Origin of the sequence: Spirillospora sp. CA-128828 (assembly GCF_050945415.1) — a bacterium.
Classification (GTDB): Bacteria; Actinomycetota; Actinomycetes; order Streptosporangiales; family Streptosporangiaceae; genus Spirillospora.
Genome location: NZ_CP191986.1, coordinates 4483396 through 4498732, shown reverse-complemented (window position 1 = coordinate 4498732; position 15337 = coordinate 4483396). Strand labels below are relative to the sequence as shown.

Genomic DNA, 15337 nt, shown 5'->3' with positions numbered 1-15337 from the left:
GACCAGGACTCTGGAGGAACGACGACCCATGGGCACCGCTGGCCGTTCCGTGCGCGAGTCCCTGCTGGACGCAGCCGCGGACCTCCTCGTCGAGCGCGGGTACCGCGGCGTCCGCATGCAGGACGTCGCGGCCGCCGCCGGGGTGAGCCGCCAGACGGTCTACAACGAGTTCGGCGACAAGTGGGGCCTGGCGCAGGCGGTCGTGATCCGCGACAACGACCGCTACCTCGACGGCATCGACGCGGTGCTGTCCGAGCACGACGACCTGTACTCGGCCGTGGTCGCGGCGGTGACGTTCACCCTGGAGATGTCCGCGGACGACCAGCTGACGAAGGCCGTGCTGACCGGCGCGGGCGGCGACGAGATGCTCCCGCTGCTCACCACGCAGGCCGAGCCGGTGCTGTTCACCGCGAGCGCCCGCATCGCCGAGCACGCGCTGCGCCAGTGGCCGCAGCTGGACCACGACGCGCTCACCGAGATCGCCGACGCGGCCGTCCGGCTGACGATGAGCCACATCATGCTGCCCTCCGGCCCGCCGGAGGCCTTCGCCCACTTCGTCGCCCGCATGGTGACCCGCTACATGGCCGTCCCGGCGAAAACGCCTGGCCCGGACGCGGCGCCCCGCGCTATCGTCTGACCCGCCTCGCGGCTGCTGAACCCGAGGACGGAGCGGCCCAACGCCCGCTCCCCCGCCGTCGCGCCCTCTGCGCGGACGGAACTTCCCTGTGCACGCGCCACCGCGTGCCTTCCGGCAGCCGCGAAGGACTCCCCGAAATGCCCGCACGTCAAGATCACCGTCTCGTCCGCACGGGCGAGCACTGGCTCACCCTTCCCAACCCGCATGACATTCCGGTCGGCATCTGCGCCGGCGAGGACGTCCCGCTCGAACCCGCCGCCGTGGACGAGGCGCTGACGCTCCTGGACACCGCCGGCACGCTGGAACGCCTCGCCGAGGCCACGCCCGGCTACGACGGCCCGGCACCGCGGATCACCCGGGTCGTGCTCACCCCCGACTTCCACAAGGGCGCGGGCATCCCGATCGGGACCGTCCTGGAGACCGAGCACGCCCTGCTCCCGCAGGCCGTCGGCAACGACGTCAACTGCGGGATGCGGCTGGAGGTGACCACGCTGAGGGCCGACCGCGTCCGGCCGCGCCTGGACGCGCTGGAGCGGCGGCTGCGGCACCTGTTCTTCGAGGGCGGGCGCCAGATCGCCCTCACCCCGGCCCAGCGGGAGGGGCTGTTGCGGGACGGCCTCCCGGGCCTCCTGCTCACCGGAGAGACACCGTGGCCCGGTGTCCGTCCCGAGGACGCCGAGGACGGCCTGGACCGCGTCCACGCCTCCGGATACCCCGTCGAGACCGCCGAAGCGTTCGCCGGCTGGATCGGCAGCGCGGGCGGCGCCAGCCACGACGGCATCATCGGCGGGATCGGCGGCGGCAACCACTTCGCCGAACTCCAGTACGTGGCGCGCGTGCACGACGCCGCCGCCGCGCACGCGTGGGGCCTGACGCCCGGCACGGTGGTCTCCATGGTGCACAGCGGGTCGCTGTCGCTCGGCCACCAGGCCAACGCCACCGCGCTGGACCGGCTCCGCGCGGCCTGGCCCGCCGGCCTCCCCCGCCCGCACAACGGGATCATGCCGTTCCTCCTGGACGAGCGGTCGGCGCCCGCCCGGCGCCGGTATCTCGACGCGTTCGGCAACGCCGCCAACTTCGCGGTCGGCAACCGGTTCTTCCTGGCACTCACGATGCGGGCCGGGCTCGCGGCCGAGTGCGGCGACATGGCGTCCCGGCTCCTGTACGACGCGCCGCACAACCTGTTCTGGCGGGACGGGGACCGGGTCGTCCACCGCAAGGGCGCGACCCCGGCGGGCGGGCACGCCGAGATGGCCGGCGGGCCCCACGCGATGTGGGGCGAACCGGTCATCGTGCCCGGGTCGATGGGGGCGTCGAGCTTCGTGCTGCGCGGGCACGGGGATCCGCGCACGCTCGCCAGCGCGTGCCACGGCGCCGGACGCCGGGTCCCGCGCGGCGCGTCCGCGCGCGGGAGCGACGCCGAACTCGACGCCTTCCTGCGCGAGTTCCGGGTCGTGACGCCGCTCGACCACCGGAACCCGGTGGTGGCGCGGCGGTCCGACGTGATGGCCGCGTGGCGGCGCGACCTCAAGCAGGAGGCGCCCTGGGCCTACAAGGACATCGGCCCGGTGGTGTCGAGCCTGCGCGGCGGCGGCGTCGCGACGCCGGTCGCCGAGCTGCGGCCGCTGCTGACCGTCAAGGGATGACGGCCGGAGCCGGACGACCCACCCATGTCAGTGACCACTTACTCGATCGGCTACCGTGGGGCCGGACGCGAGAGTTCGAGGAGGGCGCGGTGGACTTCGACCTGCCGGAGAGCGCGGCCGCGGTGCGCGAGGGCGTGCTGGCGATCGCCGGGAAGTACGACCAGGAGTACTGGGGCCGCTGCGACGCGGACAAGCGCTGGCCGGAGGAGGTCTGGCGGGAGCTCGTGGACGGCGGCTGGACCGGCCTGGCGATCCCCGAGGAGCACGGCGGCGGGGGCCAGGGCCTGCTGGAGCTGGCCGTCGCCCTGGAGTCCCTCGCCGAGGGCGGCGCGGGCGGCGCCGCGTCGTTCCTGTACCTGCTCACACCCGCGTTCGGCGGGCTCACCATCGCCCGCCACGGGACGGCCGAGCAGAAGCGCGAGTTCCTGCCGAGGATCGTCTCCGGGGAGATCGAGACCTGCTTCGCCATCACCGAGCCGGACGCGGGCAGCAACGCGATCGAGATCTCCACCCAGGCCCGCCGCGACGGCGGCTCCTTCGTCGTCAGCGGGCAGAAGATCTGGATCTCCGGCGTGGAGCGCGCCGACTTCCTCGTCCTGGTCACCCGGACGGTCCCGGCCGCCGAGGCCCGGCCGCGCACGTCGGGCTTCACCGTCCTGCTGGTCGACGTCAAGGAGGCCGTCGCCGACGGCACGCTCACCTACCGGCCGATCCCCAAGCTCGGGACCAACACCGTGGCGTCCAGCATGGTGTTCCTGGACGGCGTCCGCGTCCCCGCCGAACGGGTCCTCGGCGAGGTCGACCAGGGGTTCGCCGTCCTGTGGGACATCCTCAACCCCGAGCGGATCCTCGCCGCCGCGGGCGGCGTCGGATCCGGCGGCCTGGTGCTGAAGATCGCCTGCGACTACGCCGCCGAGCGCGCCCCGTTCGGCACGCCGATCGGCGCGCACCAGGGCATCGCGTTCCCGCTCGCGCGGATCAAGGCGCAGCTGGAGCTGGCCCGGCTGATGACCTACAAGGCCGCCTGGCTGTGGGACCGGGGCCGCCCCTGCGGCTCGGAGGCCAACATCGCCAAGCTCACCGCGGCGGACGCGGCCTGGCAGGCGGCCGACCGCGCGTTCCAGACCCACGGCGGCATGGCGTACTCGCTGGAGTACCCGGTCGCCCGGATGTTCCGCGACGCCCGCATCGCCAAGAACATCCCGGTCGCCGAGGAGCTCGTCCTGGCCCACATCGCCCAGCACGAGTTGGGGCTCCCCAAGTCGTACTGACAGGCGGCCTTGTAGGTCAGCCGCCGGGCCCGCGGGCCCGGCGTGTTCCCGCAGTGTTAAGCGCACGTTAGATATCCGGCCGCTCCCCTGGACGCGGTCTCCTCCCCGGGCGAGGCTCCCACCAGCAACGACCCGTCCCGAGGAGGTTCCAGTGACGGCTCCACCCACCCCCGCGCGGCCCGCCCGCATCCCGTGGAAGTCGGTGTTCGGCGGCTCGGTCGGCAACATGGTCGAGTGGTACGACTGGTTCGTCTACGCGAGCTTCGCCACCTACTTCGCCTCCGCGTTCTTCCCCAAGGGCAACACCACCGCCCAGCTGCTGAACACCGCCGGCATCTTCGCCGTCGGGTTCTTCATGCGGCCGGTCGGCGGCTGGCTGCTCGGCCGCTACGCCGACCGGCGCGGGCGCAAGGCGGCGCTCACCCTGACCGTGACGCTGATGTCCGGCAGCGCGCTGCTCATCGCCGCCGCGCCGACCTACGAGTCCGTCGGGTACTTCGGGGCGCTCGTCCTGCTGGTGGCGCGGCTCCTGCAGGGCCTGTCGGTCGGCGGCGAGTACGCGGCCAGCGCCACCTACCTGACCGAGGCGACCCCGCCCGGCCGGCGCGGCTTCGCCTCCAGCTTCCAGTACGTCTCGATGACGGCGGGCCAGCTCGCCGGGCTCGGGCTCCAGATCGTCCTGCAGCGGACGATGACGGAGGAGGCGCTGAAGTCGTACGGCTGGCGCATCCCCTTCATCGTGGGAGCGGCCGCCGCGGCGGTGATCTTCTATCTGCGGCGCAGCCTGCTGGAGACCGAGGCCTACGGCGAGCAGGAGACCCGGACGGAGGCGGCCGAGCGCGGCACGATCCGCGAGCTGCTCGCGCACCGGCGCGAGGCGGTCCTGGTCATCGCGCTGACGATGGGCGGCACGCTCGCCTACTACACCTACACGACGTACCTGACCAAGTACCTGTCCAACACGGCGGGGCTGCCCAAGAGCACGGCGTCGCTGGTGAGCTTCTGCGCGCTGTTCGTCTTCATGCTGCTGCAGCCGATCGCCGGGGCGCTGTCGGACCGCGTCGGCCGCCGCCCGCTGCTGATCGCGTTCGGGATCGGCGGGACGCTCGGGACCGTCCCGCTGATGACCGCGCTGTCGGGCGTGACCGGCTTCGGCAGCGCGCTGGCGCTCTCGCTCGCGGGCCTGGTCGTCGTCACCGGCTACACCTCGATCAACGCGGTCGTGAAGGCGGAGATGTTCCCCACCCACGTCCGCGCGCTCGGCGTGGCCCTGCCGTACGCGATCGCGAACGCGCTGTTCGGCGGCACGGCCGAGTACGTGGCGCTGTGGTTCAAGAAGGCCGGCGCGGAGTCGGGCTTCTACTGGTACGTGGCCGGCTGCGCCGCGGTCTCGCTCGTGGTGTACGTGTGCATGCGCGAGACGCGGGACGCGGCGCTCTCGCGCCGGGAGCGCAAGGCGGCGGGCGAGGTCCCCGCGCACGCCTAGTCTTGTCGCCATGCGGATTCTCCTGGTTGAGGACGACGACCGGCTCGCGTCCGCGCTGATCACGGCCCTGACGCGGCACGGCCACGGGGTCGCGCGCACGGGAATGGGCGTCGACGCCCTCCGCCTGGCGGGGGGCGTCGACTTCGTCCTGCTCGACCTCGGCCTGCCCGACATGGACGGGCTCGAAGCGCTGCGCCGGGTCCGCCGCGTGTCGGCGGTGCCGATCATCGTGGTGACGGCCCGCACCCAGGAGCGCGACGTGCTGCGCGGGCTGCGCTCGGGCGCCGACGACTACCTGGTCAAGCCGTTCCGGACCGCGGAGCTGATGGCGCGGATGGAGGCGGTCGTCCGGCGCGGCACCCGCCCGATGCCGGCCCGCGACCAGGTCGTGACCGTCGGGGACGTCCGCATCGACCTGGAGACCCGGAAGGTGACCGTCGCGGGCCTCCCGGTCACGCTGACCCGCCGCGAGTTCGACGTGCTGGCGCTGCTGGCGCGGGAGCCGGGCGTGGTCCGCGGCCGGGAGGAGATCCTGGACGCGGTCTGGGGCGACCCGCTGCTGTCGGCGTCCCGGTCGCTGGACGTGCACGTGGCGGGGCTGCGCGCCAAGACGGGCCGGCCGGGCCTGGTGGTGACGCTGCGCGGCACGGGATACCGGCTCGGCACGGCCGGATGAGGCCCCGGCTCGTCGCGGCGTTCACCGCGCTCATCGTCCTGGTGATCACCGCCCTGTCGGTGCCGCTCGGCCTGGCCTACGCCTCGCACCGCGCGAACCGGCTGCTGCTCGACCGGCGCGCCGACGCGACCCGGTTCGCCGAGCTGGCCGACCGGGCCGCGCGGGAGGGCGACCGGACCGCGCTGGTGCCGGAGATCACCCGCTACGCTGAGCTGTACGGGGCGGCGGTGCGGATCCGCGACCGGGACGGGGCGCTGGTCGCCGAGGCCGGCGCCATGGACGCCGACGACACCGCGGCGACCCGCACGGCGCTGTCCGGGCGGACGACCGAGGACCTGCCCGCGCTCGGGCCCTTCGGCCCCCGCGCGGTGCTGATCGCCGAGCCCGCCGGGCGCGACGCCCAGGTGTCGGGCGCCGTGCTGCTGCTGGCGCCGACCGGCCGCGCCCGCCACGACATCGCCCTGGTCTGGGCCGCGCTGGCGCTCGGCGCGCTGGCCGTGCTCGGCTGCTCGACGCTCGCGGCGCGCGGGCTGGCCCGGTGGATCCTGCGGCCGGTCACCGAGCTGGACCACACCGCCGGGGAGATCGCCGGGGGCCGCATGGAGGCCCGCGTCGCGCCCGACGTCGGACCGGCCGAGCTGCGCCGGCTCAAGGCCCGGTTCAACGCGATGGCGGACGCGGTGTCGGCGGCGATGGACCGGCAGCGCACGTTCGTCGCCGACGCCTCACACGAGCTGCGGACCCCGCTGGCCGTGCTGTCGCTGCGGCTGGAGAACCTCCAGCCGCACCTGGCGGCGGAGGGGACCGCCGAGCACGAGGAGGCGATGGCCGAGATCGACCGGCTCGGCGCCCTCGTCGACGACATGCTGGCGCTGGCGCGGGTCGAGTCCGGCGCGGCCGCGCGGGACGTGGACGCCGTGGCCGAGCTCCGGCCCCGCCTGGCGGGCTGGCAGGAAGTGTTCGCCGCCAAGGGCCTGACCCTGGAGGTCGACCTGCCGGAGTCGCGGCACGTCCAGGCGGTGCCGGACGCGGTCGCCCGCATCGCCGACACCGCCCTGGACAACGCGCACAAGTTCGTCCCGGAGGGCGGGACCGTCACGGTCGGCATGGAGGGAACCGTCCTGCGCGTCGCCGACGACGGTCCCGGACTCCCGGAACGGGAGCGGGCCGAGGCGCTCGGGCGCTTCTGGCGCTCCGGCGACCACGCCAACGTGCCGGGCAGCGGCCTCGGCCTGGCGATCGCCGCCGAGCTGGCGAAGGCGTCCGGAGGCACCCTCCGCCTGCTCCCCGGCACCCCGCGCGGGCTGGTGGTCGAGCTGCGGATGGCCGCTCCCCCGTCCGGTCAGCCGTAGGTGGAGCGGTAGTAGCGGACGGCGCCCGGGTGCAGCGGGACGGCCCCGGTCCCGATCGCGTAACGGCGGTCGAGCCGCCCGCCGGGCGCGTCCGGCGCCTCCAGCCGGTCCCGGCTCGCGAACAGGATCCGCGTGACGGCGAACGCGACGTCCCCGGACAGGGACGCGCGGCACACCAGGTAGCTGGGCGTGCCGACCGTGGCGACGGGCACGCCGCGCCCGTACTCCCCCGCGGGGACGGCCGCGTCCTCGTACACCGGGCCGTAGGCGCGGCGCAGCGGCGCGACCAGGCCGTCGAGGGCGAGCAGCCGGACCGGAGTCGTCCGGGCGAAGGCGTCCAGCGCCGGGGTCGGCACCCCGCCCGACCAGAAGAAGGCCGCGACGTCGCCGTCGCGCAGCGCCTTCATCGAGGCGTCCAGCCCGAGCGTCACGGTGCGGGCCGGCGCCGTCAGCCGGGCGGCGGCGAGGACCCGCTCGGCGGTCACCGCCGTCCCCGACAGCGCGGCGCCGATCGACACGCGGCGGCCCGCCAGGTCGGCGACCGCGCCGACGGGCGAGCCCGCGGGCACGACGAGATGGACGTAGTTCATGTACATCCGCGCCAGCGCGGCCACCTTCGGGTGCCCGGCCCGGACGGCCCGGTCGGCGCTGTCGGCCAGCGCGAACCCCAGCTCCGCGCGCCCCTCCGCCAGCATCGCGAGGTTCTCGACGCTCGCGGCGGTCCGCAGCACCTGCGCGGCGAGCCCCCGGCGCCGCAGCTCGCCCGCGAACCGCTGGCCGAGCACCTCGTAGGCACCGCCGGCCTCACCGGTGGCGAGCCTCAGCCGGGCCCGCGGCTCCGGCTCCCGCGAGCACCCCGCGGCCACGGCCGGGACCCCGGCGGCGAGCAGCAGGACGGCCCTGCGGTCGGGACGCACCCGCACACGCTATCTCCGCGCGCCGGCCGGAACACCCGAAGCGGCGAGAGGCGCTCAGCCGAACTCCGGCGGCCGCTTCTCCCGGATCGCCGCGACGCCCTCGCGCACGTCCGGGCCGGTGAACCCGAAGAACTCCATCGCCAGGGACGCGTCGAACGTCGGCCCGGCGAGGCGAAGCCAGTTGTTCAGCGCGTGCTTGGTGAGCGACAGCGCCTCGGCGGGACCGGCGGCGAGCCGGCCCGCGATCTCCAGGGCGCGCCCGTGCACCTCCTCGTCGTCCACGCACAGCGAGACCAGGCCGATCCGCTCGGCCTCCTCGCCGGTGAGGACGTCGTTGAGCAGCAGGTAGTACTTGGCCTTCGCCAGCCCGCACAGCAGCGGCCACACGATCGCGGCGTGGTCGCCCGCCGCCACGCCCAGCCGGGTGTGCCCGTCGATGATCTTCGCGGTGCGGCCGGCGACGGAGACGTCGGCGAGCAGCGCCACCGCGAGCCCGGCGCCCACCGCCGGGCCCTGCACCGCGCTGACCACCGGCTTCGAGCAGTTCAGCACGTTCATCACGATGTCGCGGGCCTCGCGCATGATCCGGCGGCGGGAGGCGTGGTCGGTCATCATCTCCTCGATCATGGCGAGGTCGCCGCCGGCGGAGAACGCCGTCCCCGCACCGCGCACGAGGATCACGCGCACCTCGTCGTCGGCGTCCGCGTCCCGCCAGATCTCCGCCAGCTCGCGGTGCCCGGTCGTGTCGACCGCGTTCAGCTTGCCGGGCGTGCTGATCGTGATGCGCAGCACCCCGTCCGCCGCCCAGTCGATCTTCAGCCGCCGGTACCCGCCGTACCGGGTCATCGGTGCTCCCCGCTCATGCCGCACTGCCCTCCCGCGCGTGACCGTCGGATGCCGCGCGCAATCGTCGCACAGCGAACTCCATCGCCTCGGCACCGGCATCGAAGATCTCGGGCAGCAGGAAGAACGAGTGCACGACGCCGTCGTAGCGGCGCAGCTCCACCGGGACGCCGGCCGCGGCGAGACGGCGGGCGTACGCCTCGGCCTCGTCGCGCAGGATGTCGCACTCGGCGGTGATCACGGTGCCGGGCGCGGCGCCGGTGAGGTCCTGGGCGCGCAGCGGGGCGAGCCGGAAGTCGGACGGGTCGGCGCCGCCCCGGTACAGGCCCATGAACCGGGCGAGCGTCCCGCCGTCCAGCCCGTACCCGGACCCGTACTCCCGCCAGCTCGGGGTGTCCATCGCCGTGTCGGTCACCGGGTAGACGAGCAGCTGGTGGACGAGGGGCAGCCCGCGGTCCCGGGCCAGCAGCGCCACCGCCGCGGCGAGGTTCCCGCCGGCACTGTCGCCGGCGACCGCGACCGCCCCGGGCCGGACCTCGTACCGGCCCGGTTCCCGCACCGCGGACGACACGACGGCCCACGCGTCGTCGACCGCCGCGGGAAACGGATGTTCCGGGGCGAGCCGGTAGCCGACGTTCAGCACCACGCACCCCGCGGCGGCGGCCAGGTCCCTGCAGGCGGCGTCCACGTTGTCGACTCCGCCCAGCACCCAGCCGCCGCCGTGCAGGTAGACGACCGCCGGGAGCGGCCCCTGCCCGGGCGGCGCCGGACGGTACAGGCGCACCGGCACGGAGCCGGCCGGGCCGGGCACCGTGAGGTCGCGGACCCGCGGAAGCTCGCGCCGGACGACCGGGAACGCCGCACCGATCCGCTCCCGCATCTCCGCGATGGTGGGCTCGGCGGTGGTGGGCCCGGCGGCGTCGCCGTGGCCCGAGACCGTCCAGGAGGCGAGCAGTTCCAGAAATCTCACGGTCTGCGGATGTAAGGGCATGCGGCTGCCTCCGGCGGGTGGTTATGCGGCGGAATCCACCGAACGCCTTCCCCGCGGACCGGAGCGTCAATCCCGGGTCAGCGGTCGGCGGCCTCGGCGACCAGCGCCTCGAACAGGCGCTTGTCGTCCCCCTCCTCGGGATGCCACTGGACGGCGAGGCCGAAGCGGTGGCCCTGCAGCTCGACGGCCTCGACGACCTGGTCCTCGGCCCACGCCACGGCGGACAGGCCCTTGCCGAGCCGGCTCACCGCCTGGTGGTGGTAGGTGGGGACGTCGGCCGAGTCGCCGAGGATCTTGCCGACCAGGCTCGTCGCGCTGATCTGCACCCGGTGCGCGCCGACGATGCCGGTCTCCGGGGCGTGCCCCTTGTGGCCCACCGCCTCCGGCAGATGCTGGATGAGGGCGCCGCCGCGCGCCACGTTCAGCACCTGCATGCCGCGGCAGATCGCCAGGAACGGCAGGTCGGCGTCCACGACGGCACGGGCGAGCGCCAGCTCGAACCGGTCGCGCTGCGGCTGCGGCGGCCCGGTCTCGGCGTGCCGGAGGGCACCGTACAGCTCCGGGTCGAGGTCGCCGCCGCCGGCGAGGACGATGCCGTCCAGCCTGGAGACGAGGGCGTCCAGCCCGCGCAGGGTCGCGGCCGGCGGCAGCAGGACCGGGACGCCTCCGGCCCGCTCGACCGAGCGCACGTACGGCGCCGGCAGGAGCGCGGCCTCGCGGACCCAGACGCCCCAGCGGGCCGGCTCCTGGTAGGTGGTGATGCCGATGAGCGGCGGCGGGCCGTCACCGGCTGCGGGGCGCGGGGCCCCGCGAGCGGCTTCTGACATGCGTGCTTCCCCCTCTGCTGAGCACAGGCCACAGGACGACTTCCGATATGGGTGATTCGCGCCTTTGGCTGCACATCATGGCGTATCACCCGCCCCCTCGGACCGTCCCGCCCCCGGGCCTTCCGCCTGCCAGCTTGCCGTACGGCGCGGATCTTCGCAGTCCGAAGCGGCCGACCGGACCACCTCCGGAAGGCCGGCGGCGCGGGCCGCCGGCCGCCGTCACACACGAAACACCGAATAATCCTGAAATCTTCAACCCGGGAGCAGAATCTTCCTCCAGCCCCACCTCGCGGTACACGCGTCGTTCATTCCACCGCGTCGGTACCGATCAGTATGCGTTTCCTATTGGACGCACAGCCCATTACAGAGAATCAATCATGATTACTCGGCGTGTTGATCACCAGACTCTTCACGGCCGCCTGCTTGGCCACCAGCGGATACGCCTGCGAGAATCTCACAAAGCCGGGCGCCCCGGTGAACCCCGATCACCGTGCGGCCATGGCACCCGGCCACCGAAAGCCCGAGGGGGCGAGCTGGCGAATGTCACCAGAACCCCGCGTCATCAAAGAATGCTTCGCACGTCTCGAAACCGATCCGGCAGGTGCCACGAGCTATTTCTACGGCCGGCTCTTCGCGGCGCAGCCCCGGTTGCGGGCCCTGTTCCCGCCCGCGATGGGCGCCCAGCACGACCGGTTCTTCCACGCCCTCACCCGGATCGTCTGGAGCCAGGACAACCCCGCGGAGCTCGCGGGCCATCTCGGCCGGCTCGGCCGCGGCCACCGCAAGTACGGGGTGCTGCGCGAGCACTACCCCGCCGTCGGGGCCGCGCTGATCGCGACGCTCCGCGCCTTCGCCGCCGACGTCTGGACGGCGGAGGCCGAGGACGCCTGGACCGCCGCCTACCGCTCCGCCGCCGACACCATGATCCGCGCGGCGGAGCGGGACGCCGCGCAGGCCCCGCCATGGTGGGTCGCCGAGGTCGTGGAGCACGACCGCCGCGCCCCCGGCCTCGCGGTCCTCACGCTGCGGCCCGACCGCCCGCTGCCGTTCGCCCCCGGGCAGCACGTGAGCGTGCAGTCCGCCCGGTGGCCGCGGGTCTGGCGGCCGTACTCGGTCGCGAACGCGCCCCGGCCGGACGGGACGCTGCGCCTGCACGTCCGGGCCCGCCCGGGCGGCTGGGTGAGCGGCGCGCTGGTCCGGCACACCGGACCGGGCGACACCGTGCTGCTCGGACCGCCCGAGGGCGCGATGACGCTCGACCCCGCCTCGGATCGCGCGCTGCTCCTGATCGGCGGCGGAACCGGCCTCGCCCCCATGAAGGCGCTCGCCGAACAGGCCGTCGCCGCCGGCGGGGACCGTGACGTCCGCCTGCTCGTCGCGGCCCGCGAGGAGAGCGCCCTCTACGATCTCGCCGACCTGCGGCTGCTGGAGTCCGCCTTCGCGCGGCTCCGGGTCGTCCCGGTGCTGTCGCGCGCCCCGGCGCCCGGCGCCCTCAAGGGCCGGGTGCCGGACGTGCTGCCCGGGCTCCTGCACGGCGTCCGCGACCACGAAGCCTACGTGGCCGGGCCCGCCCCGCTCGTCCGCCGGACGGTCACCGCCCTGCAGCGGCTCGGCGTGCCGCTGACGCGGATCCACCACGACCTGCTCACGGCCGGCGACTGACCCCGGTCACCAGCCGGCGCGCTCGCGCAGGAACTCGGTCGTCTTCGCGTCCGCCGGATAGAACGACTCGATCGCCAGCTCGGCCACCGTGATGTCGACCGGCGTCCCGAAGGTCGCGATCGTGCTGAAGAACGACAGCTCCCGGCCGTCCACCCGCATCCGCAGCGGGACGAAGACCTCGTGGTCGGCGGGCGGCGCGATCGCCTCCCCCACGTCTCCGGGGAAGCTCCGCAGCTCCTTGTAGAGCTGGGCTAGAGCCGCGTCCGCGGTCAGCGCGACGTGCCGCCGCACCCGGTCGATCATGTGCGCGCGCCACTCGGCCAGGTTCAGGATGTTCTTGGCCATCCCGTCCGGATGCATGCTGAGCCGCAGCACGTTCAGCGGCGGTTCGAGCAGTTCCTGCGGCGCGCCCTCCATGAAGAACGCCGCGGCCGCGTTGGCGTCGATCAGGTTCCAGAACCGGTCGACGACCACGGCCGGGTAGGGCTCGTGCCCCTCCAGCACCTGCCTCAGCGCCGCCCGGACCGAGTCCATCTTCGGCTCCTCGATCGGCGTCTCGTCGAACACCGGCGCGTACCCGGCCGCGACCAGCAGCAGGTTGCGGTCGCGCAGCGGCACGTCCAGATGCTCCGCGAGCCGCAGCACCATCTCCCGGCTCGGCGCCGAACGCCCCGTCTCCACGAAGCTGAGGTGCCGGGTCGACACGTCCGCCTCCGACGCCAGCTCCAGCTGGCTCAGCCTGCGCCGCTGCCGCCATGCGCGCAGCTGGTCCCCGATAGGTCTCACATCACTCAACGCCGTCGTCATCGTGGTCACGCCCCGACGCTACCCGCACCCTGGTCAGGCCCACGATTACGTCCGGGGTAATGGACCGGCGGCGGCCCCATCGCCAGGGTGGGTGCGGTACGCGGACCGAGGAGGAACTCATGACCACGGAACTCACCCCCGACCAGCTGACCGACGCGATGCCGTTCGCCCGCGCGCTCGGCGTGGAGATCGACACCGCAGGGCCCGGGGAGGTCACCGGCCACCTGGACTGGGCCCCGGACCGCTGCACCGCTGGCGGTGTCATGCACGGCGGAGCCCTCATGGCGCTCGCCGACACGCTCGGCGCCGCCTGCGCCTTCCTCAACCTGCCGCCGGACACGTTCACGACGACGCTGGAGTCCAAGACCAATTTCTTCCGCGGGGTCAGGGAGGGGCACGTCCGGGGTGTCGCGCATCCGCTGCACACCGGCCGCACCTCGATCGTCGTCCAGACCGACCTGTTCGACGCGGCCGGCCGCCGCGTCGCCCAGGTGACCCAGACCCAGGCGGTACTGCGCAGCTGATCTCCGGCTCACTCGGGGCCGGTGGGCGGCGCACCGCCGAGCGCCTTTACATTGTAGATTTTTTGGTGTCGAGGTGCTCGGCGAAGAAGGCGAAGATGCGGTCCCAGCCGTCCGCGGCGTTCTCACGGCCCCTGCCGACCCCGAAGGCGATCTTCGCGACCGGGCCGAGCGGGGCGGGCGGGGTGAAGCCGGTGAGGAAGCTGTGCCCGGTCCCCGGGTACTCCTTCACGTCGTGCGTGACACCGGCGATCGTCAGCGCCCGCTCCAGCTTGCCCGCGGCCCCCCGCAGCGTCGGGTCCGCGCCGCCGTAGTTGCCGACGATCGGGCACGCGCCCCGCAGCGACTCCTCCGGCCGGCGCGGCAGGATCCCGTAGTTGGCCGCGGCCGCCTTGAAGTCGTACTTCGCGGCGGCGACCAGCGCGAAGCCGCCGCCCATGCAGAACCCGCACACGCCCACGTCGCCGGTGCAGTCGTCCCGGCCGGCGATCCATGCGCGGGTCGCCTCGATGTGGTCGTAGGTGGGGCCGCGCCGGGCGCGCATGTCCCGCATCGCCTTGGTGACGCAGCGGATCCATGGTGCACCGTTGTACAGGTCGGGCAGGACGGCGAGGTAGCCGTTCGCGGCGAACCGGTCGGCCTGGGCGCGCATGTCCGCGCTCGCGCCCATCGCCTCGAACACGATCACGACGCCGGGCCAGGGCCCCTCCCCTTCGGGGACGGCGAGGTACCCCGGCAGCTCGCGGCCACCCGCCGGAATTCTGATGTCAGACATACCGTCGAATAATTCCGCAGATATACACCGTACGCCTAGACCCGAACCGAACCGTCCACGGCGATCGGAACCCGGGGACCGCGAATGACCTGGTCAGACCTTGCGCCACTCGGGGGTCCAGGTGCCGTCCTCGATGACGTAGTCGCCGAACAGGTCCGGGGCCTCCTTGCGCATCACCTCGCCGATCTTGCCGAAGAGGAGCCGGATCTCCTCCTCCGCGCCGGGCGCGGTGCGGTTCTCCAGCGTGTGCCGCAGGGTGCGGACGTTCGCCGTCCAGACCAGGCCGGTGCCGACGCCCTCGGGGGCGAAGCGGCGCATGAACGAGGTCTTGTGCTTCTTCTCCTTGAACGGCACGCCCTCGTCGTCCAGGCCGAAGTGCGCCGCCATCCAGCCCTGGAACTCCTCCATCTGCTCCAGCATGGCGGTGGCGCGCTTCATCAGCTCGGCGTCCTCGCGGGCCCACTCGGGGAACCAGAACGGGATGTCCTGGAGCCGGACGAACCGCAGCGACTCCTGCGAGATGGCCACCCCGGGACGGTGCCGGACGAGCTCGTGCGTCAGGACACGGCTCACGTTGTGCAGGACGAAGCTGAAGCTGACGTGCTCCAGCACCGAGCCGTGCAGGCTCCGCAGGATGTTCTCCAGATACAGGCCGGAGTCCGTGCGGATCTTGGTCACGTTGGGGTTGAGGCCCGGCTCCCACGAGCGGTAGCAGAGCCGCCCGGCGAACTCGGCCAGGTTCTGCGGGTCGTTCAGCTCGTCGTCGAGCTCGCCCCGGTCGAGCCGCTCCAGCCAGCCCTCCCCGCCGACGTCCCGCAGGTACCGGGCGACCTCGTCGTAGTCCAGTTCGGGCCGCGCAACGAGGAACACCTCGGGCTCGACGCTCTTCACTCTCGTTCCCCCTACGTGTCGTATCCGTCGCCCCT

Annotated in this window: 15 protein-coding genes; 8 read left to right on the top strand and 7 right to left on the bottom strand. The window is 73.7% G+C overall.

Annotation, left to right across the window (positions count from 1 at the left end; genetic code table 11):
- The first annotated feature begins 28 nt into the window (after positions 1-28).
- The 6 genes from ACQPXG_RS22075 (at position 29) to ACQPXG_RS22050 (ending at position 7068) form a co-directional block, all read left to right on the top strand.
- Positions 29-637 (top strand): TetR family transcriptional regulator, encoded by a 609-nt coding sequence (locus ACQPXG_RS22075; RefSeq protein WP_433469591.1) that lies wholly within the window; start codon positions 29-31, stop codon positions 635-637.
- A 137-nt stretch (positions 638-774) separates the two neighbouring features.
- A complete protein-coding gene (locus tag ACQPXG_RS22070) occupies positions 775-2283 on the top strand; it encodes an RtcB family protein (protein ID WP_433469590.1) in 1509 nt (502 codons plus the stop codon).
- Between the two features lie 89 nt (positions 2284-2372).
- Positions 2373-3554: an acyl-CoA dehydrogenase family protein gene (locus tag ACQPXG_RS22065; protein ID WP_433469589.1), complete on the top strand. Its 1182-nt coding sequence runs from the start codon at positions 2373-2375 to the stop codon at positions 3552-3554.
- A 151-nt stretch (positions 3555-3705) separates the two neighbouring features.
- Entirely contained in the window at positions 3706-5040 is a 1335-nt protein-coding gene (locus ACQPXG_RS22060; protein WP_433469588.1) for an MFS transporter, read from the top strand.
- Positions 5041-5050: 10 nt separating this feature from the next.
- Positions 5051-5716 (top strand): response regulator transcription factor, encoded by a 666-nt coding sequence (locus ACQPXG_RS22055; protein WP_433469587.1) that lies wholly within the window; start codon positions 5051-5053, stop codon positions 5714-5716.
- Positions 5713-7068 carry an ATP-binding protein gene (locus ACQPXG_RS22050; protein WP_433469586.1) on the top strand — a complete coding sequence of 452 codons (1356 nt, stop codon included), beginning with the start codon at positions 5713-5715 and terminating at the stop codon, positions 7066-7068. Before ACQPXG_RS22055 ends, ACQPXG_RS22050 begins: the two co-directional genes overlap by 4 nt.
- On the opposite strand, the gene ACQPXG_RS22045 is transcribed toward ACQPXG_RS22050, so the two are convergent.
- The 4 genes from ACQPXG_RS22045 to ACQPXG_RS22030 form a co-directional block, all read right to left on the bottom strand.
- Entirely contained in the window at positions 7059-7985 is a 927-nt protein-coding gene (locus tag ACQPXG_RS22045) for a TAXI family TRAP transporter solute-binding subunit (protein WP_433469585.1), read from the bottom strand. The genes ACQPXG_RS22050 and ACQPXG_RS22045 overlap by 10 nt on opposite strands.
- A gap of 54 nt (positions 7986-8039) precedes the next feature.
- Complete coding sequence (locus ACQPXG_RS22040; protein ID WP_433469584.1) at positions 8040-8831, bottom strand: enoyl-CoA hydratase/isomerase family protein; 792 nt, start codon at positions 8829-8831, stop codon at positions 8040-8042.
- A 13-nt stretch (positions 8832-8844) separates the two neighbouring features.
- Positions 8845-9798 (bottom strand): alpha/beta hydrolase, encoded by a 954-nt coding sequence (locus tag ACQPXG_RS22035; RefSeq protein ID WP_433469583.1) that lies wholly within the window; start codon positions 9796-9798, stop codon positions 8845-8847.
- Positions 9799-9896: 98 nt separating this feature from the next.
- The gene (locus ACQPXG_RS22030) at positions 9897-10646 is read right to left on the bottom strand and encodes a gamma-glutamyl-gamma-aminobutyrate hydrolase family protein (RefSeq protein WP_433469582.1); all 750 of its coding nucleotides are present in this window, start codon (positions 10644-10646) and stop codon (positions 9897-9899) included.
- A 540-nt stretch (positions 10647-11186) separates the two neighbouring features.
- Between ACQPXG_RS22030 and ACQPXG_RS22025 the strand changes: the two genes are divergently transcribed.
- On the top strand, positions 11187-12308 hold the full coding sequence (locus tag ACQPXG_RS22025; protein ID WP_433469581.1) for a globin domain-containing protein: 1122 nt from the start codon (positions 11187-11189) through the stop codon (positions 12306-12308).
- A gap of 6 nt (positions 12309-12314) precedes the next feature.
- Here ACQPXG_RS22025 and ACQPXG_RS22020 read toward each other — a convergent pair whose 3' ends face one another.
- Positions 12315-13115, bottom strand: coding sequence for a helix-turn-helix domain-containing protein (locus ACQPXG_RS22020; protein ID WP_433470027.1), 801 nt, complete (start codon positions 13113-13115; stop codon positions 12315-12317).
- A gap of 119 nt (positions 13116-13234) precedes the next feature.
- Between ACQPXG_RS22020 and ACQPXG_RS22015 the strand changes: the two genes are divergently transcribed.
- The gene (locus ACQPXG_RS22015) at positions 13235-13639 is read left to right on the top strand and encodes a PaaI family thioesterase (protein ID WP_433469580.1); all 405 of its coding nucleotides are present in this window, start codon (positions 13235-13237) and stop codon (positions 13637-13639) included.
- 46 nt (positions 13640-13685) lie between these two features.
- Here ACQPXG_RS22015 and ACQPXG_RS22010 read toward each other — a convergent pair whose 3' ends face one another.
- The gene (locus ACQPXG_RS22010) at positions 13686-14411 is read right to left on the bottom strand and encodes a dienelactone hydrolase family protein (protein WP_433469579.1); all 726 of its coding nucleotides are present in this window, start codon (positions 14409-14411) and stop codon (positions 13686-13688) included.
- A gap of 93 nt (positions 14412-14504) precedes the next feature.
- Positions 14505-15302 (bottom strand): FAD-dependent thymidylate synthase, encoded by a 798-nt coding sequence (gene thyX, locus ACQPXG_RS22005; protein ID WP_433469578.1) that lies wholly within the window; start codon positions 15300-15302, stop codon positions 14505-14507.
- Positions 15303-15337: the final 35 nt, after the last annotated feature.